The sequence below is a fragment of the Tenacibaculum holothuriorum genome (assembly GCF_002120225.1).
GTDB classification, from domain to species: Bacteria; Bacteroidota; Bacteroidia; order Flavobacteriales; family Flavobacteriaceae; genus Polaribacter; species Polaribacter holothuriorum.
On record NZ_LAPZ01000003.1, the window covers coordinates 251,070 to 272,173 of the forward strand.

Below are 21,104 nucleotides of genomic sequence, written 5' to 3' on the forward strand. Positions count from 1 at the left end.
CTATGAGATTTAAACTTACCATTATAATATCTTTTTTCTCTCTATTAACTTTTGCTCAAAATGAAGTATCAAACTGGTATTTTGGTGAAAAAGCTGGGCTAAAATTTGAAAACGGTAGAGTAAATATTCTAAATGATGGAAAAATAAATGCTCCTGCTGGTTGTTCTTCTATCTCAGATGAAAATGGTAATTTATTATTTTACACTAATGGAAATACTATTTGGAATAAAAATCATGAAATTATGGAAAATGGTGAAAGTATTGGTGGTGATATAAATATTTTCCAAAACTCTATTATAATTCCAAAACCAAATGATAACTCTACCTTTTATGTTATATCAACCTTATCTAAACCTTCACAGTCTCCTCTTTTAACTCCAGGACTTTTTATTTCTGAAGTTATTATTAATAATCTATTTCCTTTAGGAAAAGTAATTTCAAAATTTTCTAGAATAAGAGGTAATACAACAGAAAGAGTAACTGCGATTCATAAAAAAAATGGAAAAGATATTCTACTAATATCATTTGGTAAATTATCATCTAGTAGTGAAAAAAATGATACTTTTTTTATTTACGAGATAACAGAACTAGGCTTTAATAGACAACCTAAGATCATTAAAATTGATGATGAAATTTCAGAAAAGGGCTCTATGAAAGTATCTCCTGATGGTAAAACTCTAGCAATAGCTGATTATAATGAAAGATACATCCATCTATATAATTTTAACACAAACACTATTAATCTAGAATTTAGAAAAAAATTTAGTACTGATTTGTTTGGTGTACCATTACCCCCTTTAGGAATAGAATTCTCCCCTTCAAGTAATTCTTTATTTTATTCTGCTTATGGAGTAATAATGCAGCATCCTTTTTATTTAGTTGATCCTAATGACCCTTTCTCAGACAGTAATAGAATTGTTGGTACTTTCCCATTTAATCAATTTGGAGCTTTACAGTTAGGTATTGATAATAGAATTTATGTTTCTACATATCAAGATAATAATGGAGTAATATCTTCTAACCCTAAAATAGGTGCTATTGAAAATAGCGATTCTTTTTCACCTACTCTTAAATTTAATAATACACAAATAGATTTACAAAATGGTAAATCATTAAAAGGTTTACCTAATTTTATAGTTTCTTTTTTTAGAAATAGAATTATCACTGAAAATAAATGTGTATTTGAAGCTTTTGATTTTTCTTTTGATTCGTATGTTGAAGTATCTTCTGTTAAATGGGATTTTGGAGATGGAATCACTTCAAAAGAACGAACTCCCTCACATATTTATACGATAGCAGGTCAGTACACAGTTAAAGCAGTATTAACCACTATTTATAATAAAAAAATACAAATTTTTAAAAGAATAAAAGTTCATCCTTTGCCTGAACTTATTAAAAATCAAGAATTAAATCAATGTGATGATAATGATGATGGAATCAGTATATTCAATTTAAATAATATAACTCCAAAAATTTCAAACAATAACTCCTTAACATATAAATTTTACTCATCACTGAGTGATGCTCAAAATGAAACTAATGAAATTTTAAACCCCGAGAATTATACCAATATATCTAATCCTCAAACTTTATATATTAAAGCTTATTCAAATTATAACTGCTCAGAAATAGAAAGTTTTAGTATTCAAACATTATACAAACCATCAATAAACCTTGACCCTATAATTGTTTGCGAAGATTCAGACTCTGATTTAAATAATCTAAAAGGTGATTTTGATTTAAGAAGAAAGAGAGACGAAATAATAAACCTATTAAACTTACCTAACACTGAAAAGATTTCTTTTTACCCTACCAAAAACGATGCTTTGAAGTCTACTAACAAACTACCTATTAGGTTTAACTCAGGCTCTACAACTATCTGGGTAAAAATAGAAAATAACAATGGATGTTCTGGAATTTCTCCCATAGAGTTAATTGTTAACAACTTACCACCTATAGACCTCAAAGATTTATATACTATTTGTATAAATCCATTTGATCACCCACCAATTATTATATCTGCAGATAATGAAAATAATAGATATGAATGGGTCGATGACAAAAATAATGTTTTGAGTGTAGAAAGAGAATTTACATTAACAAGAGCTGGAGATTTCCGACTAAACATTTATAAAACAGAAAATGGTTTAGAATGTACAAATAGTAAAAAATTCTCTGTTAAATACCCAACTCCTCCTATTTTTCAATCTATAGAAGTTGAAGCTAATAACGAAATAGACAATAGTATATTTATTACAGTTGAAGGAAGTAGTTCGTATGAGTTTTCTTTAGATAATATTAACTATTTTGGTAATGGACAATCACATACATTTAATAACATTTCTCCCGGTCTTTATAACATTTATGTTAGAGATTTAAAAAAGTGCGAAGCCTCTATAAGTTCGCAAGCTAGCATAATTGGCTATCCAAAGTTTTTCACTCCTAACTCTGATGGAAAAAATGATAGTTGGATTGTATATGGTGCCAATGCTAAATTATTTAAAAATATTAATATTCGAATTTTTAATCGTTTTGGAAAAACTCTATATGTAATCAATAATAATAATACGGATTATGGATGGGACGGTACATATAATGGAAAAATATTACCTTCAGATGATTATTGGTTTTATGCAAAACTTATAGATTTAAACGGTAATCTAATAGAAAAAAAAGGACATATATCTTTACAAAGAAATTAGTTATATCTTAACTACACTATCCGTATTTTTGCTCCTATGGATTTTCAAATTGTTTCAGAGTTTCAACCTACGGGTGATCAACCTCAAGCTATCAATCAATTAGCTAATGGAATTACAGATGGAGAAAAGTTTCAAACTTTATTAGGTGTTACCGGTTCAGGTAAAACATTTTCAGTGGCAAATGTAGTCGCTAAAGTAAACAGACCTACCCTAGTTTTGGCCCATAACAAAACCTTGGCAGCACAACTGTATTCGGAGTTTAAACAATTTTTCCCAAACAATGCAGTAGAATATTTCGTTTCATATTATGATTACTATCAACCTGAAGCATATATCCCAGTAACAGGAACTTATATTGAAAAAGACTTATCTATAAATGAAGAAATAGAACGTTTACGAATCAGCACCTCCTCTTCTCTACTTTCTGGACGACGAGATGTATTAGTTGTTGCTTCGGTTTCTTGTTTGTATGGTATTGGAAATCCAACCGAATTTAAAAAGAACGTAATTCCTATTGAAGTAGATCAACAAATATCAAGAACAAAATTTTTACACCAATTAGTTACCAGTTTATATGCACGTACCGAAACGGAAATTAAAAGTGGTACTTTTAAAGTAAAAGGCGATGTTGTTACCATCTATCCTTCTTATGGAGATAGTGGATATCGTGTGCATTTTTTTGGAGATGAAATTGAAGAAATTGAAACTTTTGATATTGAAACTAATAAAGTAACTGATAAGTTAGATCAACTAACTATATATCCGGCGAATTTATTTGTTACCTCTCCTGATGTCTTACAAAATGCCATTCATCAAATTCAAGAAGACTTGATGAAACAGTATGATTACTTTAAAGAGATTGGTAAACATTTAGAGGCAAAAAGATTAAAAGAGCGTACCGAGTTTGATTTAGAGATGATTCGAGAATTGGGCTATTGTTCTGGAATTGAAAATTACTCTCGTTATTTAGATGGACGTGAAGCTGGGACCCGACCTTTCTGTTTATTAGATTATTTTCCAGATGATTACTTAATGGTTATTGATGAAAGTCACGTAACCGTACCGCAAGTTCATGCCATGTATGGTGGTGATAGAAGTCGAAAAGAGAATTTAGTAGAATACGGTTTTAGATTACCTGCTGCAATGGATAACAGACCTTTAAAATTTGAAGAGTTTGAAATGCTACAAAATCAGGTAATTTATGTCTCTGCTACTCCTGCGGACTATGAATTACAAAAAACAGAAGGACTATTTGTAGAACAGGTAATTCGACCAACAGGACTATTAGATCCAGAAATTGAAGTACGCCCAAGTTTAAATCAAATAGATGATTTAATTGAAGAAATTCAAATTCGCGTTGAAAAAGACGAACGTACATTAGTTACTACATTGACTAAACGAATGGCAGAAGAATTAGCAAAATACTTAACACGAATTCAAATTCGTTGCCGATATATACACTCAGATGTAGATACATTAGAACGTGTAGAGATCATGCAAGATTTACGTAAAGGATTGTTTGACGTTCTTATCGGAGTAAACCTTTTAAGAGAAGGATTAGATCTTCCAGAAGTATCTTTAGTAGCTATTTTAGATGCTGACAAAGAAGGATTTCTGCGTTCTCATCGTTCATTAACGCAAACCGTTGGTAGAGCAGCTCGTAATGTAAATGGTAAAGCTATTATGTATGCGGATAAAATTACCAATAGTATGCAAATGACCATTGACGAAACCACTCGTAGGAGAGAAAAACAAATCAATTACAATACGGCAAATAATATAACTCCTAAACAGATTAATAAAAAAATAGATAACACTTTATCTAAATCTGCAATTACCTCATATCATTACGATAATGCAACCCAAAAAGCTGCTGAACAAGATTTAGAATATTTACCAAAAACTGAAATAGAAAAACGTATTCGAAACAAACGTAAACAAATGGAAGAAGCTGCAAAAGCTTTAGATTTTATGGCTGCAGCTCAATTACGTGATGAAATTGAAATCTTAAAAGAAAAACTTTAATAAATATGGAAAATAGAAAATGTAACAAATGTGATTCTAACAAAATAATTGATAAAGTTAATATCACAGATGTTGGTCATTATAACGAAAAACATAATTTATCTATTCAAATTCAAACTACAAATCGTGTATTATTCAACAGATCTGTTAAATCTAGTTTATTAGCAACTGTATGTTGTAATTGTCGTAATGTAGAATTATCAATTGACAACCCAAATGAATTATGGGATGCTTATATTCAAAAACAAAAAAATAATCAACTTTAATACGAAAAAGCCTCTGTTTTAAGACAGAGACTTTTTTATTTCTAAGGATTTATATGGTAATTAAGCTTTCTTTTTATTTAATTCTAAGTTGATTACAAGTTCAACTTCTTCCCCAATAGAACCGCCTTTACCACCTACTTTAAAATCAGTACGTTTAATAGTAGTTTCTAACTTCACTCCTGCTTTCATTCCGTATTTAGTAGCAACTACCCCATTAATTTTTCCTTTTAAAACTACTGGTTTAGTAATTCCTTTAATAGTTAAATCTCCAGAAATTTCCATCTTCTTTCCATCTAACTTTTTAAAGTCTTTTTGAACGAATTGAATACTTGGATAAGTTTCAGCATCAAAAAAATCATTGGCTCTTAAATGCTTATCTCTTCCTTCATTTTTAGTATTGATACTTGCTGTTTTTATGCTTACAGAAAAAACCGGACTTTCAAAATTTTCTTTAGAAATCGCAGAAATATCAAAACCATCAAAAGAACCTGTCGTTTCAGAAATCACTAAGTGAGATACTGCAAAATTAATTGATGAATGTGAAGCATCTACTGTCCATTTTTCTTGTGCATTTACTCCTAATGTTACTAATACAACTAACGCTAATATTACTTTTCTCATTTTATTTAAATTTATATGGGTTTATTGTTATTTATGTTTTAAAATCTTTTTCTCGCTGAATACTCCATAGCCTCTCCTTTTCCAAAGCCATAACTAATTCCAAATGTTACAAAACGACCTCTTTGACGACTGCTACTACTAAAGAAATTAGTCCCTTCTTGGGTAGATTCAAAAATTCTTGATGCAAACAAATCACGAATACCTAAGTTTAGAATTACTTTTCCTTTAATAATTTTCTTTCTCAATCCTAAATTGGCAAAGGCATTTTTTGAAACGGTTCCCTGTGCTGTTTTGTATTTTGAACGATAATTACCAGACACTTCTAAATCAAAACTCTCAGGTAATTTAAACTTGATAGTTGACTTTGTATCCCAACGACTTCCTTCAAAATCAAAATTATTGTTGGCATCAAACTGCCCTTTTCTGTTGAATAAATTGTAGTTGAAATCTCCATTCCAAGAAGCCCACTTTGTCAAATTCACTTTATAGTTTGCTTCGAATCCAGTTATTTTACTGGTACCAAAATTTTGTGGCATTCTGGTAGTAACTCCTGTACTGGTATCAAAACTAGACACATCTTCAATTACATCAGTAGTATTACGATAGTAGACTCCTAAGTTTAGGTTAAGTTTTCCTATTTTATGAATAGAAGTTAACTCATATGAATCTGTAAATTCAGGTTGTAAATTCGGATTTCCAGTAAATATATTGAACTGGTTTCTGATATTAAAAAATGGATTTAAATCCCATAACCTTGGTCTATATATACGCTTTGAATATCCTGCTTGAATAGAAAAATTGTTGCTTACTTTATATGAGGTATGTACACTTGGAAAAAAGTTTGTATAGTTTTGAGCATTCTCCTGACTGGTAGTTTGTAAAACTGTATTTAAGTCTGTGTTTTCTAAACGACCTCCAAGTTTAACACCCCACTCTTCTCCTTCATAGGCCGCTGTTGCATATATCCCAAGTACATTTTGCTTATAATCAAAAATATTTGTCAAACTAGCATCATTCACCCAAGTACCTCCTTGAAAATTGTCTACAGCATAGTCATTTGTTACATCGTTCAGTACATATTGAGCACCAGTTTCAATAGTATACGTTTCGCTTATTGGATGTGTATAATCTAGTTTAAATGTATATTGTGCTTCTTTAAAATCTGTACGTGTTTTTTGATTAGGATCTGCAATTCCTACAATTGCTTCATTTTTAAACTCTGAAGATTGATCTTTACCAAAAAAACTACCTAAAGCACTAAACAACAAGCTTTGCTCTTTATTATTTTTAAAATCCTTTTTATACTGAAGTTCATACTGGTACTTCGGATTTGTTGCTTCAGTAATTTCGAATCGGTTGTATGAGCTATTTAATGTTGCATTATTTCCATCAATTTGATCAAATTGCGTTTTAGAATCTTCATCTTCTATTTCATAAGCAAAGTTTCCAGAAAGTGTAATTACATTGTATTGATTTATATAGTAATCTGTTCCTAAGGTAATGTTGTAAAACTGTTCGTTCTTGTCTCCCTCTCCTTTAGATAAAATCTCGTTATTATTAGTTCTATTTATATTATAACTCTTTGATTCATTCGGAAAAGTACGCTTCCCTACTCCAACCTGACTAAAAATATTAAACTTCTCTGTTCTTTTATTAAGACTTACCCCAATACTATGATTATTAGGGATACCCGTATTCAAACTGATAGAACCATTCCATCCTTTTTTATCATTTTTCTTTAAAACAATATTAATAATTCCTGCGGTTCCCTCAGCTTCATACTTAGCAGAAGGGTTTGTGATTACTTCTATTTTTTCTATTTGATCAGCTACAATTGTTCCTAATGCATTCCCTTCTTGACTGGCAATAACCGAAGGTTTTCCATTAATTAATATTTGCGCTCCTTGTCCACCTCTTAAAGTAATTGCTCCTTCAATACTTACATTAACAGAAGGCACATTATTTAAAACTTCCATCGCACTTGCTCCAGTAGAACTTAGGTCTTTTCCTACATTAAAAACTCTTTTATCTAATTTAAATTCAGTAGAGGACTTTTCTGCTCTCACAACAACTTCATCTAGTTGCTGTGCATCTTCTTCTAATTCAATAGTATTTAAATTAGCAACGTCATTCTCTTTTTTAACAGTATTTATCTTGATGGTTTTAAAACCAATAAAGCTTACTTCAACATTTATATCTTTTTCTTTAGTCTTTAACTCAAAAGTTCCATCAATTCCTGTAGTTACCCCAGTTATAGGTTGATTTGTTTTATTACTATTTATTATTACCGATACAAATTCTAGGGGTTTCTTAGAATTTGCATCAACAATTTTCCCTCTAACTGTCAACGTATTTTGTGCTATACATAATTGTCCTATAAATAGGAATACAACGAGTAGATTTAATTTCATTTGTATATTTTTAGTACAGCAAAAATCAATTTTATAAAGAGCTTGTTATAATATTTTCTTTAAACTACCATTTTTTTAGGGTAAACGTAGAAATGTCGTTTACCTTCTAAAAAGTGTCGAATACAGAATTCTATGAAGATTTTTAACATTTACAGTATATTTTTGATACCAGTTTATTTCATTCACAAAACATAAGAACATGAAAGTCAATTTTAAAGCTAAAGAATTTATATATCAAGCCTTATTTGCTGTTGTTTTGTTTTTGATTTACTCTTTTGACAAACACAATAAAAGCTTTCATTTATATTCTGTTTTTTTCTTTAGTTTTTATCTTTCTGTCTCCTTATTTATTAGTTATGTTTTAATACCAAGGTATTTTTATCAAAAGAAACTCATTACATTCTGGGTACTTATATTAATTATTCTCTTAGGACTATACTATGCTGAAGAATACGTACTTGAGCCTTTACTTGTTGGTGGTGAACGAGCAGAACATGTTTCCAATATTTATTATACCTTATTAAGTATATTCCCTATTGTCTTTATGATGGTTGCCTTTAAAATTGCTTGGGATATAGTGAAAAAACAGCAAGAATTAGAAACCATGCAAACTGCAATAAATGAAAGCGAGCTACGCTTCTTAAAGTCTCAAATAAACCCTCATTTTTTATTCAATAATCTAAACAACCTATACTCTTATGCTTTAGATAACTCTCCTCAAACACCCTCTATTATTTTAGAGTTATCTTCTGTACTACGATATATGTTATACGACTGTAAGGAAGATTTTGTTCCTTTGGAAAAGGAAATTGAACATTTAAAGAACTTTACAGCTTTAAATGAACTTCAAATAGAAGGACGAGGAAAAGTTAGCTTTAATACAAAAAACTGTAGAGGGAGTTACAAAATTGCTCCATTAATTTTAATGGTATTTATCGAGAATGCCTTTAAACATAGTACTGCTAGTCAATCGGAATTAATTGACATTGACATTGATTTAAGTATTAGAAATAATCAGTTAATTTTTGTGTGCAAAAACACCTTTTTAGAAAATACAAATACTCAAAATTTATCGAAAGGTATTGGTTTAGAAAATGTCAAAAAGCGTCTACAATTATTGTATCCCAAAGCACACAAACTTAAAATATCTACAGATAGTAATTATTATATTGTAAATTTAACTCTTAACTTATCTAGCGAATGATTTCTTGTATAATAATTGAAGATCAGGCTCCTGCTCAGCGCATTTTACAGAAGTACATTAGCGATGTCAATTTTTTAGATTTAAAAGGTACGTTTTCGGATGCACTTCAAGCATTTCAGTTTTTAAAAACAGAATCGATTGACTTATTATTTTTAGATATTCATTTACCCAAAGTATCTGGTATTGATTTTATTGAAATTTTAGATGAAAAGCCTCATATCATTCTAACAACTGCATTTAGCGATTACGCCATAAAAGGATATGAATTAGATATTGTAGACTATTTGTTAAAACCATTTTCTTTTGAACGTTTTCTAAAATCAGTAAATAAGGTAAATAGCATTATTCAAAAAAATGAAGTTAGTTTAGATTCTAAAAAGACAGATAAAACCTACATTTTTATTAAGTCAGGTCATGAATTGATTAAACTTCATTATAAAGAACTTTCCTATATTGAAGCTTCTTCTGACTATACCGAAGCATACTCACAAGATAAAAAAACACTTACCTCTTTATCACTGAAAAACTGGTTGCTTAATTTACCTTCCAATTTTGTTCAAATACATAAATCATTTATTATCAACATTGAGTTTATTGAGAAAGTTGCAGGGAACTTAGTGTATTTAACAAATGGTAAACAAATACCAATTGGTAGAGCTTATAAGGACAATTTCATATCGAACTACTTATAAACTACACTTTTAATCTTCACTACCCCAAGGTGCACTTGGAGTTTTAACTTCTTTTGTTAAATCAAATTTTACAGAGAAAAATCTATCTGTTCCTATTCTTCGTAAATTATAGGTAAAACTTGTTTTATCTATGGTTACCCACCAAACATTATTAGATGCGTACGGTATTAAATTTGCCGTCTCTTGATCTGCAGGAAAAAATTGAATATGCGCTAAACCTGTATTAGGATTTGAACCTCCGTATTGTGTTATTTTATCTTCAGAGCCATCTTTATGTCTATGATCATGCTTCAAACCAATCAATTTATTCTCATCCATCGTAAAAACCCAAGTACGAGACTTGTTTTCTCCAACAAAAAATGGAATTCTAATGGTATTTACCCCACAAGAACGAACATGCATTATTAATTTTTCTCCTACAAAACCATCTCCTTCTTTTCCTCCCGCAATAATTTGACCTTCATAAGCTTTTCCGCAATGTTCTTTTAGAGTATTCCAAAACTGTACTGAGTTTGGAGTTTCTTGAGCCATCAACTGTAAAGGCAATAAGAGTAGTATTAAAATCTTTTTCATCTTCTCTATTTATTTAAGTTAACAATATATAAATCAAAAAATAAAAACCTCACTTTAACAGTGAGGTTTTTAAATATATTACTAAGAATTAATTAAAAAGTTTTATGCTTCTAAAACTTCTTGTACTTTATCAGCAGCTTCTTGGAACTCTGTTGCAGAGATAATTTCCATTCCACTGTTATCAATTAATTCTTTTGCTTCTTTAGCATTAGTTCCTTGTAAACGACAAATAATAGGCACATTGATTTTGTCTCCCATATTTTTGTATGCGTCTACAACTCCTTGAGCAACACGATCACAACGAACGATTCCTCCGAAGATGTTTACTAAGATTGCTTTTACGTTAGGATCTTTTAAGATAATTCCAAAAGCAGTTTCAACACGTTGTGCATCAGCAGTACCTCCTACATCTAAGAAGTTTGCAGGATCACCACCAGCTTGTTTAATTAAATCCATAGTACCCATTGCTAAACCAGCTCCGTTTACCATACATCCAACGTTACCATCTAAATCAACATAGTTTAATCCAGCAGCTCTTGCTTCAACCTCAATTGGGTTCTCCTCACGCTCATCACGCATCGCTGCATAATCTTTGTGACGAAATAAAGCATTGTCGTCTAAAGTCACTTTAGCATCAACTGCCATGATTTTATCATCAGAAGTTTTTAATACTGGGTTAATTTCGAATAACGCAGAATCTGACTTGTCATATGCAGTATATAATGCTGTAACGAATTTTACCATTTCTTTAAAAGCAGCTCCACTTAAACCTAAGTTAAAAGCAACTTTACGAGCTTGGAATGGTAATAATCCTGTAGCAGGATCAATTTCTTCTGTAAAAATTAAGTGTGGAGTTTCTTCAGCTACTGCTTCGATATCCATACCTCCTTCAGTAGAGTACATAATCATGTTTCTACCAGTAGCACGATTTAATAAAACCGACATATAAAATTCATTTGGCTCGCTATCTCCTGGATAGTAAACATCTTCAGCAATTAAGATTTGGTTTACTAATTTTCCTTCAGCAGAAGTTTGAGGAGTAACTAACATCATTCCTAAAATATCATTAGAAATACTTTTTACCTCATCTAAGTTCTTAGCTAACTTAACTCCACCACCTTTTCCACGACCACCTGCGTGTACTTGTGCTTTAATTACATGCCAACCAGTTCCTGTTTCTTCAGTTAATTTCTTTGCTGCTTCTACAGCTTCTTCTGGTGTATTTGCTACAATTCCGCGTTGAATACGAACGCCAAAACTGTTTAATATTTCTTTACCTTGATATTCGTGTAAGTTCATTTCAGTTATGAATTTTAAAAGTCGAACAAAAATACAAATTCAAATGAAACTTTAAGTTAATTTAAGGTTTAATTTATTTAGGAATTCATTAGAATAAATTTTTATCACAAATTACTTTCACATTTCTTTAACATTAAAAATGTAACGGTGTAAAAATTAACAGGTCTTTATTGTAATTAACATCAATTTAGCATATAAAATATCTATTTCAGCTATTTTTATATTAAAATTTACACAAACAACTAATAATGTTAAAAATTGCATTAAAACTAACTATTTTTCTACTTTTTGTTTCACTTCAACTTTTTTCACAAGAAGTAAATAAAAACAGGAAAAAAAATCAGGCTATTAGAGTAGAAAATCCACCTACTATTGACGGAGAATTAGACGACAACGCATGGGCAAATGTAAAAGTTTCTAAAGACTTCATTATGATGCGACCAGACAATGGTAAGCCTGAGCAAGAAGGTTATCAAACTGAAGTTAAACTAGTTTATGATAACGATGCGGTTTATATAAGTGCTTTAATGCACACTCCAAATCCTGATAAAATTCCGAAAGAATTTGTAAATAGAGATAATGTTGGAAATGCAGATTTTTTTATGATTCTAATCAACCCAAATGATGATGGACAAAACCCATTTGCTTTTGCAGTTACTGCTGCTGGAGTGCAATTTGATTTTAAAGTTTCTAACGGAGGAAGAGAAGATTGGAACTGGAGTGCAGTTTGGGAAAGTGCCCATAAAATCACAGACAAAGGTTGGGTAGTTGAAATAAAAATACCGTACAGAGCTTTACGCTTTGCAAATCAACCCATTCAAAGTTGGGGTATGAATTTCCACAGAGAAATAAGAAATATAAATGCTCGTTATACATGGAACCATATTGATAACACCCAAGGAAGCTGGACGCAATACGATGGTTTAATAGAAGACTTTAGAGATATTAAACCTCCTACTCGATTATCTTTTTATCCGTATGCATCAGCTACAACTATTACTCACAAAGGAAATACAGATTTTGATTGGAGTGTTGGAATGGATGTTAAATATGGAATTACTGAAAATTTTACTTTAGATGCTACGTTGATTCCAGATTTTAGTCAAGTTGGTTTTGATAATGTACAGTTAAACTTAGGTCCTTTTGAGCAACAATTTACAGAACAACGTCAATTTTTCACAGAAGGAACAGAGTTATTTAACAAAGGAAGATTATTCTATTCAAGAAGAATTGGAGGAAGACCTATTGATGAATTTTCGAACGAACGAGTATTAAGAGATGACGAAGAATTTAATAATAACATTAAGGTTAATGAAAAAATAACAGATAATCCTAATGTTAAAATGTTAAATGCCATTAAAATATCTGGACGTACAAAAAGCGGTTTAGGTATTGGTTTTTTTAATGCAATAACTGATAAAACAGAAGCCACTATAACTCGAACTGAAAAAACTATAGAAGGGTTAGACACAATAACAAGAGTATCTAATTACAAAAGTTTAACGAATCCTATAGCAAACTATAACATTTTAGTTTTAGACCAACAATTCAACCAAAATTCATCTGTATCTTTAATTAATACTAATGTAATAAGAGAAGGACGCTTTAGAGATGCAAATGTAACAGGAGCCTTATGGCATATTGAAGATAAAAAAAGTACCTATAACATAGACGGTTCATTTAAAATGAGTAATATCTATGAACAAAAAACCTCAGAAAATAATGGTCAAACCAATACATATAAAAGCACAACTACTGGATATGCTTTTGATACAAGTATAGGAAAACATGCCGGAAAATGGCGTTGGGAAATAGGATATCAATTCGAAAACAAAGACTACAACCCTAATGATTTAGGAATTCTATTTAGTAACAACGAACAAGGAGTTTATGGTTTCTTTGGTTACAGACTTTTAAAACCCAAAGGAATTTTTAACAATTACGGTGTAAACTGGTATTATAATGTAAACTTTTTACATAACCCAGGAACATTTACAGGGGTCAACTCAGGCTTATCATTTTGGGCAAATACAAGAAACAGATTTAGCTTTGGAGGAAACTTAAACTTAAGCTCTAAGAGAAAGGATTTCTTTGAACCGCGTCAAGGCAGCATGAGTGGTATTTTCTTTGAAAGACCTTTTAGAGTAAACATTAATCATTGGGCTTCTACCGATTACAGAAAAAAACTTGCAATAGATTACAACTGGTATTATACTTTCTTTAAAAATATTTCTAAACAGTCATACGGATTTAGAATTGGACCTCGTTATCGTTTCAATAATCAATTTTCGGTTTCTTATGCTTTTAGATTTAATAATACTGATGACGATTTAGGATATGTAGATAAAGTTAATGGCGATATCATCTTTGGGCAACGAGATAGAAGAACCTATGATAACTCATTATCCGGAAAGTATAGTTTTAGCACCACTTCTTCTCTATCAATTACCTTCCTTCATAACTGGACAAAAGTTCCTTATAAAAGTCAGTTTTTTAAATTGAATACTTCTAACGGACAATTAGAAAACACTTCGTATTCTGATAGTTATGATGTAAACTTTAATAACTGGAATTTAGATATTAATTACGTGTGGCAATTTGCACCAGGAAGCCAATTAATAGCTTTTTACAGAAATTCAATTTTTAGTAGAAACGACAATACTAATGTTAATTTCTTTGACAATTTAGACAACTTATTAAACGACGCTCATAAACACACCTTCTCTCTAAGACTCGTTTATTTTATAGACTATAACAATATTAAGAATATTTTTTAGGGATAATATTCTTAATTAAAATCAGGTAAATCTTCTGTAGATTTATCTGATTTCTTTTTTATACTTTCGTTATACTGAAATATTCACGATGATTGTTGCTAAAAATATTCATAAACACTACGGAGAAGTAGAAATTTTAAAAGGTGTAAATCTTCATATTAAAAAAGGAGAAATTGTTGCTATAGTTGGTCCTTCTGGAGCAGGAAAAACTACTTTATTACAAATCTTAGGAACTTTAGATAAACCTTTAAAACAACAAGATTACGAATTATTTCTTAACGGAATTTCAGTAAAAGATTTAAGCGACAAAGAAGTTTCTGCTTTTAGAAACAAACATATCGGATTCATTTTTCAATTTCATCAATTATTACCAGAATTTACAGCGTTGGAAAATGTTTGTATTCCAGCCTTTATTGGTGGAAAATCAAAATCTGAAACAGAAAAAAGAGCTAAAGAATTACTTTCTTTCTTAGGTCTTTCACATAGAGAGAATCACAAACCAAGTCAGTTATCGGGTGGTGAGCAACAACGAGTAGCTGTAGCCAGAGCATTAATCAACAAACCAGCAGTTGTTTTTGCCGACGAACCTTCTGGTAATTTAGATTCTGCTTCCGCCAAAGAACTTCATGAGTTGTTTTTTAAACTAAGAGATCAGTTTAATCAAACCTTTGTATTGGTTACTCACAATCAAGAATTAGCAGATATGGCTGATCGAAAATTAACAATGAAAGACGGTATTATTATCTAAAATGTAACGTTTTATATTTCTTTACTACTTATATAAAGAATAATAACCAATCTCAAATGCAAGAAACTTTTAACGAACTTATAAGCTATTTAAAAAATCCTGTTTTAGAAAAAGATACAAATACAAATACAGGATATCGATTTAAAAAATTCTTTCATCTATTTGTCATTAGTATTATTACTGGAGCGGTCTTAACACCACTATTTTTTCTTATTGAACATTTAGGGTGGGTAAATATGAACGATCATGCTATGGAAGAGTTAATGAATAGCATGCCAAAAATTGCAATTTTTCTTCTAGCTGTAATTGCTGCACCTTTAATTGAAGAATTAATATTTAGAGCTCCTATCACTCTTTTCGATGATAAAAAAACGTTTAAAATTTCGTTTTATGTATTTGCTATAATTTTCGGATTAGTACATTTAACAAACTTTAAAATTACAACTAACGTTTTACTTTTAGCACCAATATTAGTAGCTCCGCAAATAATTTTAGGAGGTTATTTAGGCTTTATAAGAGTTAAATTCGGTTTAGTTTGGAGTATTTTATTACATGCTTGCTATAATGCTTTCTTCATGTTAATTACCTTTGCTAGCGATTTAACATAAATACTAATACGTGAAAAGAAGCGAACTCAAAGAATTTTTAGACGAAAAGGAACAGAAATACAACACGTTAGATTTTATTTCTAGCGATCCTATTCAAATTCCACATCAGTTTTCTAAAAAAGAAGATATTGAAATTTCAGGATTTTTAGCCGCAACTATTGCATGGGGTAATCGAAAAATGATTATAAATAATGCCACTAAAATGGTTCAGTTAATGGACAATGCTCCTCATGATTTTATAATGAATCATTCTGAAGAGGATTTGAGTAATTTCGACGGATTTGTTCACCGCACTTTTAATGCTGAAGATTTTAAATTTTTCGTTAAATCACTCCAAAACATTTATACAAATCATAACGGTTTAGAAGCTGCTTTACATCCTAAACAAGAGGATAATTACAAATTAGCTATTCATAATTTTAAGAAATTATTTTTTGAAATTCCACATTTAGACAGAACTTTAAAGCATGTTTCCGATCCTGTAAAAGGTTCAGCGTCTAAACGAATTAACATGTTTTTACGCTGGATGGTTCGTGACAATACTTCTGGTGTAGATTTTGGAATTTGGAAAACACATTCACCTGCTAATTTACATTGTCCGCTAGATGTTCATACTGGTAATATTGCTAGAAAACTTCAAATATTAAAACGTAAACAAAACGATTGGAAAGCCATTGAAGAATTAGATATAATTCTTCGTGAGTTTGATAAAAACGATCCTGTTAAATACGATTATGCACTCTTCGGATTAGGTGTTTTTGAGAAGTTTTGATATTTTTAAACTTCAAATCAAACAACCATAATGAAAAAACAAATTTTCGTAATCGCATTTCTATTTATTAGCCTACAAATATTTTCGCAAGACATTCGAGTTCCGTTAGACACTACAGTAGTTACAAATAACACTGTTGTTATTAAAGGAAAACGAATTTCATACAAAGCTCAAACAGGTACACAGCCGGTTTACGATGCTAAAGGAAATCCAAAAGCAACACTTTTTTATACATATTATTATAGAACAGATGTTACTAATAGAGAAAAAAGACCTTTGATAATGTCTTTTAATGGCGGACCAGGTTCTGCCTCTGTTTGGATGCACATTGCTTATACAGGTCCAAAAATATTAAAGATTGATGATGAAGGAAATCCTGTTCAACCTTATGGAATCAAAGACAATCCTTATTCTATTTTAGATGTTGCAGATATTGTTTTTGTAAACCCAGTAAACACAGCTTACTCTCGACCAATTGTGCAACCTAAAAAGAAAGTTGATAAAAAATATTTCTTCGGAATTAATGCCGATGCTAAATATTTAGCTGATTGGTTAAACATGTTTATTACTAGAAACAACCGATGGAATTCACCCAAATATATTATTGGTGAAAGTTACGGAGGAACTCGTGTTATGCAGCTTGCTTACGAATTACAAAGCAAACAATGGATGTATTTAAACGGAGTTATTATGGTTTCTCCTGCCGATTATCAATTATTAAGAACAAAAAGTTCTGAAGATTATGCTATAAACTTCCCTTATTTTACTGCTGCTGCATGGTATCATAAAATGTTACCCAAAAAATTACAGCAGCAAGATTTACTAGATATTTTACCAAAAGCTGAGCAATTTTCAATCAATACTTTATTACCAGCATTAGCAAAAGGCGGTTATATTTCTTCTGCTGAAAAAAATGCTGTTGCAGAAAAAATGGCGTATTATTCCGGATTAAAAAAGCAGGTTATTTTACAACATAATTTAGAAGTTCCTAATAGGTATTTTTGGAAAGAATTATTACGAGATGCTAACGGAAAAACTATTGGTCGTTTAGATAGTAGATATTTAGGGTTGGATAGAAGAGAAACTGGTGATTCACCAGATTATAGCCCTGAATTAGTTTCTTGGTTGCATTCTTTTACTCCAGCTATCAATTATTATATTCAAAATGTATTAAACTTTAAAACAGATGTAAAATATAATATGTTTGGTGCTGTTCATCCTTGGGATTTTAGCAAAAATAATGCTCGCGAAAATCTTCGTAAAGCTATGGCTCAAAATCCGTATTTAAATGTATTAGTACAATCAGGTTACTACGATGGGGCTACAACGTATTCCGCAGCAAAATATACTCTGGGAAAAATTGATCCTAGCGGAAAACTAAAAAACCGTTTAAGTTTTAAAGGTTACAGAAGCGGACACATGATGTATTTAAGAAAGATAGATTTAGAAAAAGCGAACGACGACTTAAGAGAGTTTATTAAGAATAGTTCAAAGAATATAGGACCTGCTAAATACTAATCTTGGTAATGCAAACCTTTGTTCATTATTTTTTACACTTTGGATTTCCAATACTCTTAGCCTATATTTTCTTTAAAAAAGATTGGAAAAAAGTGAGTTTAATTCTGCTGGCTACCATGCTTGTAGATTTAGATCACTTACTTGCTACACCTATTTTTGCTCCAAATAGGTGTAGTATTGGTTTTCATCCTCTACACACAGTTTATGCTATTGTAGTATATGTTTTTCTACTTTTCTTTAAGAAACCTTTTAACATCATCAGCATTGGTTTGCTACTACACATGCTTACCGATTTTATAGATTGTTTATTTATGTATAATACTTGTAAAAGTTGTTTAGAAAATAGCCCTATTAAAGATATTTTAGAAAATGTCAGTAGTTTATTTTAGGTGCAAATCACAATACCAAAAGCTAGTATCATAGCTCTTAACTTTTTCTTTTGTTGAAGTATGGCAGTTTTGAGAATCGTCTTTATTTAGAGTATACGATCTTTTTACCTTCTCTCCTATTTCAAATTTGATTGGAGTTTTAAAAATTGGTCCATCATAACAAAACGTGTGAAACTCTCCATTTTCTCCACAAACATCAATGTTTTCTGGTAAATCTTTAATGAAGTCTTCATCTATAATTCTACCTACAAATTCTTCTCCCAATAATTTAGCATTGACACACACAGTAATAGTTTTAAACCCTAATTCTAAAAATTCGTACAATAGTTTCTTTGTATCCTTTTTCCAAAGTGGATATACTCCTGCTATACCAACTTCCTTTAATTTTGAATCTCGATAATTACGTAAATCTTCTAAGAAAATATCTCCAAAAACTGCATGTTCATATCCTTGCAATTGCAATTCTGAAGTTTTCTCTTTCATTTTTTGATTGTACAAATCCATGGTAACATCAGCAGGAAATTCTATTTTTTCTAAGGCAATTCCAATACTTTTAGCTTGAGCTTCTAACAAACTTTCGTGCAAACCATGCATAGAAACTCGTTGATAGTCTTTATTAATATTGGTTATTAATTTATCTACCTGGTATTCTTTGTATTGTAATACTTTATACAGCGCTAATGAAGAATCTTTACCAGAACTCCAATTAAAATAAGCTTTTTTCAATCCTACTACTTTTTACCATGTAGAAGTGTTTATGTATAAAAACACTTCCGCTGAATTTATGCTTGCTAAAATAAACGTTCTACTTATTCTATGACACTTTTAAACTAATTATCTTTAGTCAACTCTTTTAAAATTGTTGTTATTTTTCTAGCATTTTCTATAGAATTACAATAAACAGATACTTTGTTTGTGTAATTTTTTATTTGTCCGTCTTTGTAGGTTTTAATAATTTTCTCTTGATAATTAGTTGAAAAATCTACCAAAACTTTTTTACTAGAAACCTTCATTTTTATAGAGTTCGGGTCAATATCCGACAGTTTAAACTCTTGTATATTTTCTTCTTCTTTTTTACTTGTTCTTTTTAAAACAGTAAGTTTTACAATACCGTCATCTAATTTTTCAAGCTTTTGATTGTAACTTACATTTCCATAATCTACTTCTTTAATTTCTGCTATTAAACTGTTAAATGTTAGAAGTGTTTTTATAGGTTCATCTTTACAAAAATCTACCATTTGTTGTAAAACACTCTTACAAATAATAGCATCTCCTACCGAATTACAAGCCAAACTTATTTTGTTAACATAGTTTAGTTCTCCATCTTTTAGCTGTTTAATAAAATTACTCTTTGCTTTTGTTTTAAAAGGAACAAATACCTTTCTACCTGATATAGCAATATCGATACTCTGTTTGTTTATATCTTTAAAATTGAACTGATATTCGTAATCTGTTTTCTTTTTTTCAGTAGTAAGAACTTGGGTAAAATCAATCAAACAATCTCCTGTTATTTTTTGACTAATCTCTGTTTTATCTGTATTTATTTTCAAAGATTTTTTATTCAAAATTTCTATTCCTTCAACCAATGACTTTATTTTAGGAATACTAACTTCAAATTCTTTTTCAGCAAGCGGAACAATGTCTTGTAATACTCTTTGAATCTGTCTTGCTTCTTCTATGGAATTGCATTCAATATCTAATAAATTCGAGTAATTCTTTTGCGTTCCATTTTCACTTACCTTAATCATTTTAAGTTTTCTTTTTGTGTAAAAACTTACCACTAAGTTGCTTCCTTTCGTTTTAAACTCAATAGAATTTGAATTAATTTTAGACAAGTTAAAAGCATACTTCTTTTGAATAGATCCTTTTTTATTCTCTACTGTCTTAGTAAAAATAACACTCGCAGGATGTTCTTTATTCTCTGCCAAATTTTGTACGAACTTAGCTTTAGGAGAAGTTACGTTTTTTACATTCTTAATTAACCAATCTAATCGATCATCATAAGACGTTAAAGACAATTTACTTTCAGTAATTTTATCCGATACTTTAATTATTTTTTTGATGGAAGAAACCAATTCTCTAGCATTACTAATATCTTTAGCTATAAGATTAAATTGTTTTTGATAACTAACTTTTTCTGAATTAACCGTTTCTTTTAGTAATTTTTGATTCTTCTTAGTGTTTACAATAACTTTTATAGCATCTTTAGATGTTTTATAATGAACAGTATTTGCATCGATATCTGCAAAATTGAATTGATATTTTTTAATAGTTTCTTTTCCTTTTTTTGAAATCTCTTTTACACTCACTTCAACAACTGGAACTTCTTGAACAATTAAACTTTGTGCAAATGAGCTTTTAGAAGTTTCAACTGTTTGAAGACCTGTTGAAATTTCTTGAATTAAACTATCAAAACTTTGACTGTGACACCAAGTAGTAGCCACAAAAACGTAGAAAAATACACTTAAAAAAAACCTCATAGCTTATAATATTTGAGTT

17 protein-coding genes are annotated in these 21,104 nt (G+C 30.2%); 11 read left to right on the forward strand and 6 right to left on the reverse strand.

What is annotated here, in order from left to right:
- Positions 1-2 precede the first annotated feature (2 nt).
- The 3 genes from WH52_RS06415 to WH52_RS06425 are packed head-to-tail and all read left to right on the forward strand — an operon-like array spanning position 3 to position 4,993.
- Positions 3-2,702: a T9SS type B sorting domain-containing protein gene (locus WH52_RS06415; RefSeq protein WP_086030117.1), complete on the forward strand. Its 2,700-nt coding sequence runs from the start codon at positions 3-5 to the stop codon at positions 2,700-2,702.
- Positions 2,703-2,738: 36 nt separating this feature from the next.
- The gene (gene uvrB, locus WH52_RS06420; protein WP_086030118.1) at positions 2,739-4,727 is read left to right on the forward strand and encodes an excinuclease ABC subunit UvrB; all 1,989 of its coding nucleotides are present in this window, start codon (positions 2,739-2,741) and stop codon (positions 4,725-4,727) included.
- A gap of 5 nt (positions 4,728-4,732) precedes the next feature.
- The gene (locus WH52_RS06425) at positions 4,733-4,993 is read left to right on the forward strand and encodes a hypothetical protein (RefSeq protein ID WP_086030119.1); all 261 of its coding nucleotides are present in this window, start codon (positions 4,733-4,735) and stop codon (positions 4,991-4,993) included.
- A 60-nt stretch (positions 4,994-5,053) separates the two neighbouring features.
- Here WH52_RS06425 and WH52_RS06430 read toward each other — a convergent pair whose 3' ends face one another.
- Together WH52_RS06430 and WH52_RS06435 are read right to left on the reverse strand one after the other, a co-directional pair.
- Positions 5,054-5,614, reverse strand: coding sequence for a YceI family protein (locus WH52_RS06430; RefSeq protein ID WP_086030120.1), 561 nt, complete (start codon positions 5,612-5,614; stop codon positions 5,054-5,056).
- A 38-nt stretch (positions 5,615-5,652) separates the two neighbouring features.
- Positions 5,653-8,025 (reverse strand): TonB-dependent receptor domain-containing protein, encoded by a 2,373-nt coding sequence (locus WH52_RS06435; RefSeq protein ID WP_086030121.1) that lies wholly within the window; start codon positions 8,023-8,025, stop codon positions 5,653-5,655.
- A gap of 199 nt (positions 8,026-8,224) precedes the next feature.
- Between WH52_RS06435 and WH52_RS06440 the strand changes: the two genes are divergently transcribed.
- Positions 8,225-9,229: a sensor histidine kinase gene (locus tag WH52_RS06440; RefSeq protein WP_086030122.1), complete on the forward strand. Its 1,005-nt coding sequence runs from the start codon at positions 8,225-8,227 to the stop codon at positions 9,227-9,229.
- Positions 9,226-9,921, forward strand: coding sequence for a LytR/AlgR family response regulator transcription factor (locus WH52_RS06445; RefSeq protein ID WP_086030123.1), 696 nt, complete (start codon positions 9,226-9,228; stop codon positions 9,919-9,921). Before WH52_RS06440 ends, WH52_RS06445 begins: the two co-directional genes overlap by 4 nt.
- A gap of 9 nt (positions 9,922-9,930) precedes the next feature.
- On the opposite strand, the gene WH52_RS06450 is transcribed toward WH52_RS06445, so the two are convergent.
- Both WH52_RS06450 and sucC read right to left on the reverse strand, forming a co-directional pair.
- Positions 9,931-10,494 carry a hypothetical protein gene (locus WH52_RS06450; protein ID WP_086030124.1) on the reverse strand — a complete coding sequence of 188 codons (564 nt, stop codon included), beginning with the start codon at positions 10,492-10,494 and terminating at the stop codon, positions 9,931-9,933.
- 102 nt (positions 10,495-10,596) lie between these two features.
- Positions 10,597-11,793, reverse strand: a complete 1,197-nt coding sequence (gene sucC / locus WH52_RS06455) for an ADP-forming succinate--CoA ligase subunit beta (protein ID WP_086030125.1) — start codon at positions 11,791-11,793, stop codon at positions 10,597-10,599.
- 248 nt (positions 11,794-12,041) lie between these two features.
- Between sucC and WH52_RS06460 the strand changes: the two genes are divergently transcribed.
- From WH52_RS06460 to WH52_RS06485, 6 genes are all read left to right on the forward strand, one after another.
- Positions 12,042-14,570: a DUF5916 domain-containing protein gene (locus WH52_RS06460; RefSeq protein WP_086030126.1), complete on the forward strand. Its 2,529-nt coding sequence runs from the start codon at positions 12,042-12,044 to the stop codon at positions 14,568-14,570.
- 88 nt (positions 14,571-14,658) lie between these two features.
- Positions 14,659-15,318 carry an ABC transporter ATP-binding protein gene (locus WH52_RS06465; RefSeq protein WP_086030127.1) on the forward strand — a complete coding sequence of 220 codons (660 nt, stop codon included), beginning with the start codon at positions 14,659-14,661 and terminating at the stop codon, positions 15,316-15,318.
- Between the two features lie 56 nt (positions 15,319-15,374).
- Positions 15,375-15,926 carry a CPBP family intramembrane glutamic endopeptidase gene (locus WH52_RS06470; RefSeq protein ID WP_086030128.1) on the forward strand — a complete coding sequence of 184 codons (552 nt, stop codon included), beginning with the start codon at positions 15,375-15,377 and terminating at the stop codon, positions 15,924-15,926.
- A 10-nt stretch (positions 15,927-15,936) separates the two neighbouring features.
- Positions 15,937-16,698 carry a TIGR02757 family protein gene (locus WH52_RS06475; RefSeq protein WP_086030129.1) on the forward strand — a complete coding sequence of 254 codons (762 nt, stop codon included), beginning with the start codon at positions 15,937-15,939 and terminating at the stop codon, positions 16,696-16,698.
- A gap of 30 nt (positions 16,699-16,728) precedes the next feature.
- Entirely contained in the window at positions 16,729-18,216 is a 1,488-nt protein-coding gene (locus WH52_RS06480) for a S10 family peptidase (RefSeq protein WP_086030130.1), read from the forward strand.
- Between the two features lie 8 nt (positions 18,217-18,224).
- Positions 18,225-18,605, forward strand: a complete 381-nt coding sequence (locus WH52_RS06485) for a DUF6122 family protein (RefSeq protein ID WP_086030323.1) — start codon at positions 18,225-18,227, stop codon at positions 18,603-18,605.
- On the opposite strand, the gene WH52_RS06490 is transcribed toward WH52_RS06485, so the two are convergent.
- The gene (locus WH52_RS06490) at positions 18,597-19,331 is read right to left on the reverse strand and encodes a Dph6-related ATP pyrophosphatase (RefSeq protein ID WP_086030131.1); all 735 of its coding nucleotides are present in this window, start codon (positions 19,329-19,331) and stop codon (positions 18,597-18,599) included. The genes WH52_RS06485 and WH52_RS06490 overlap by 9 nt on opposite strands.
- 104 nt (positions 19,332-19,435) lie before the next feature.
- Positions 19,436-21,085, reverse strand: a complete 1,650-nt coding sequence (locus WH52_RS06495) for a hypothetical protein (RefSeq protein WP_086030132.1) — start codon at positions 21,083-21,085, stop codon at positions 19,436-19,438.
- Positions 21,086-21,104 lie beyond the last annotated feature (19 nt).

Coding starts and splice junctions, on each gene's coding strand:
- WH52_RS06415 (WP_086030117.1), top strand. CDS start 3: ATGAGATTTAAACTTACCATTATAATATCTTTTTTCTCTCTATTAACT.
- uvrB (WP_086030118.1), top strand. CDS start 2,739: ATGGATTTTCAAATTGTTTCAGAGTTTCAACCTACGGGTGATCAACCT.
- WH52_RS06425 (WP_086030119.1), top strand. CDS start 4,733: ATGGAAAATAGAAAATGTAACAAATGTGATTCTAACAAAATAATTGAT.
- WH52_RS06430 (WP_086030120.1), bottom strand. CDS start 5,614: ATGAGAAAAGTAATATTAGCGTTAGTTGTATTAGTAACATTAGGAGTA.
- WH52_RS06435 (WP_086030121.1), bottom strand. CDS start 8,025: ATGAAATTAAATCTACTCGTTGTATTCCTATTTATAGGACAATTATGT.
- WH52_RS06440 (WP_086030122.1), top strand. CDS start 8,225: ATGAAAGTCAATTTTAAAGCTAAAGAATTTATATATCAAGCCTTATTT.
- WH52_RS06445 (WP_086030123.1), top strand. CDS start 9,226: ATGATTTCTTGTATAATAATTGAAGATCAGGCTCCTGCTCAGCGCATT.
- WH52_RS06450 (WP_086030124.1), bottom strand. CDS start 10,494: ATGAAAAAGATTTTAATACTACTCTTATTGCCTTTACAGTTGATGGCT.
- sucC (WP_086030125.1), bottom strand. CDS start 11,793: ATGAACTTACACGAATATCAAGGTAAAGAAATATTAAACAGTTTTGGC.
- WH52_RS06460 (WP_086030126.1), top strand. CDS start 12,042: ATGTTAAAAATTGCATTAAAACTAACTATTTTTCTACTTTTTGTTTCA.
- WH52_RS06465 (WP_086030127.1), top strand. CDS start 14,659: ATGATTGTTGCTAAAAATATTCATAAACACTACGGAGAAGTAGAAATT.
- WH52_RS06470 (WP_086030128.1), top strand. CDS start 15,375: ATGCAAGAAACTTTTAACGAACTTATAAGCTATTTAAAAAATCCTGTT.
- WH52_RS06480 (WP_086030130.1), top strand. CDS start 16,729: ATGAAAAAACAAATTTTCGTAATCGCATTTCTATTTATTAGCCTACAA.
- WH52_RS06485 (WP_086030323.1), top strand. CDS start 18,225: ATGCAAACCTTTGTTCATTATTTTTTACACTTTGGATTTCCAATACTC.
- WH52_RS06495 (WP_086030132.1), bottom strand. CDS start 21,085: ATGAGGTTTTTTTTAAGTGTATTTTTCTACGTTTTTGTGGCTACTACT.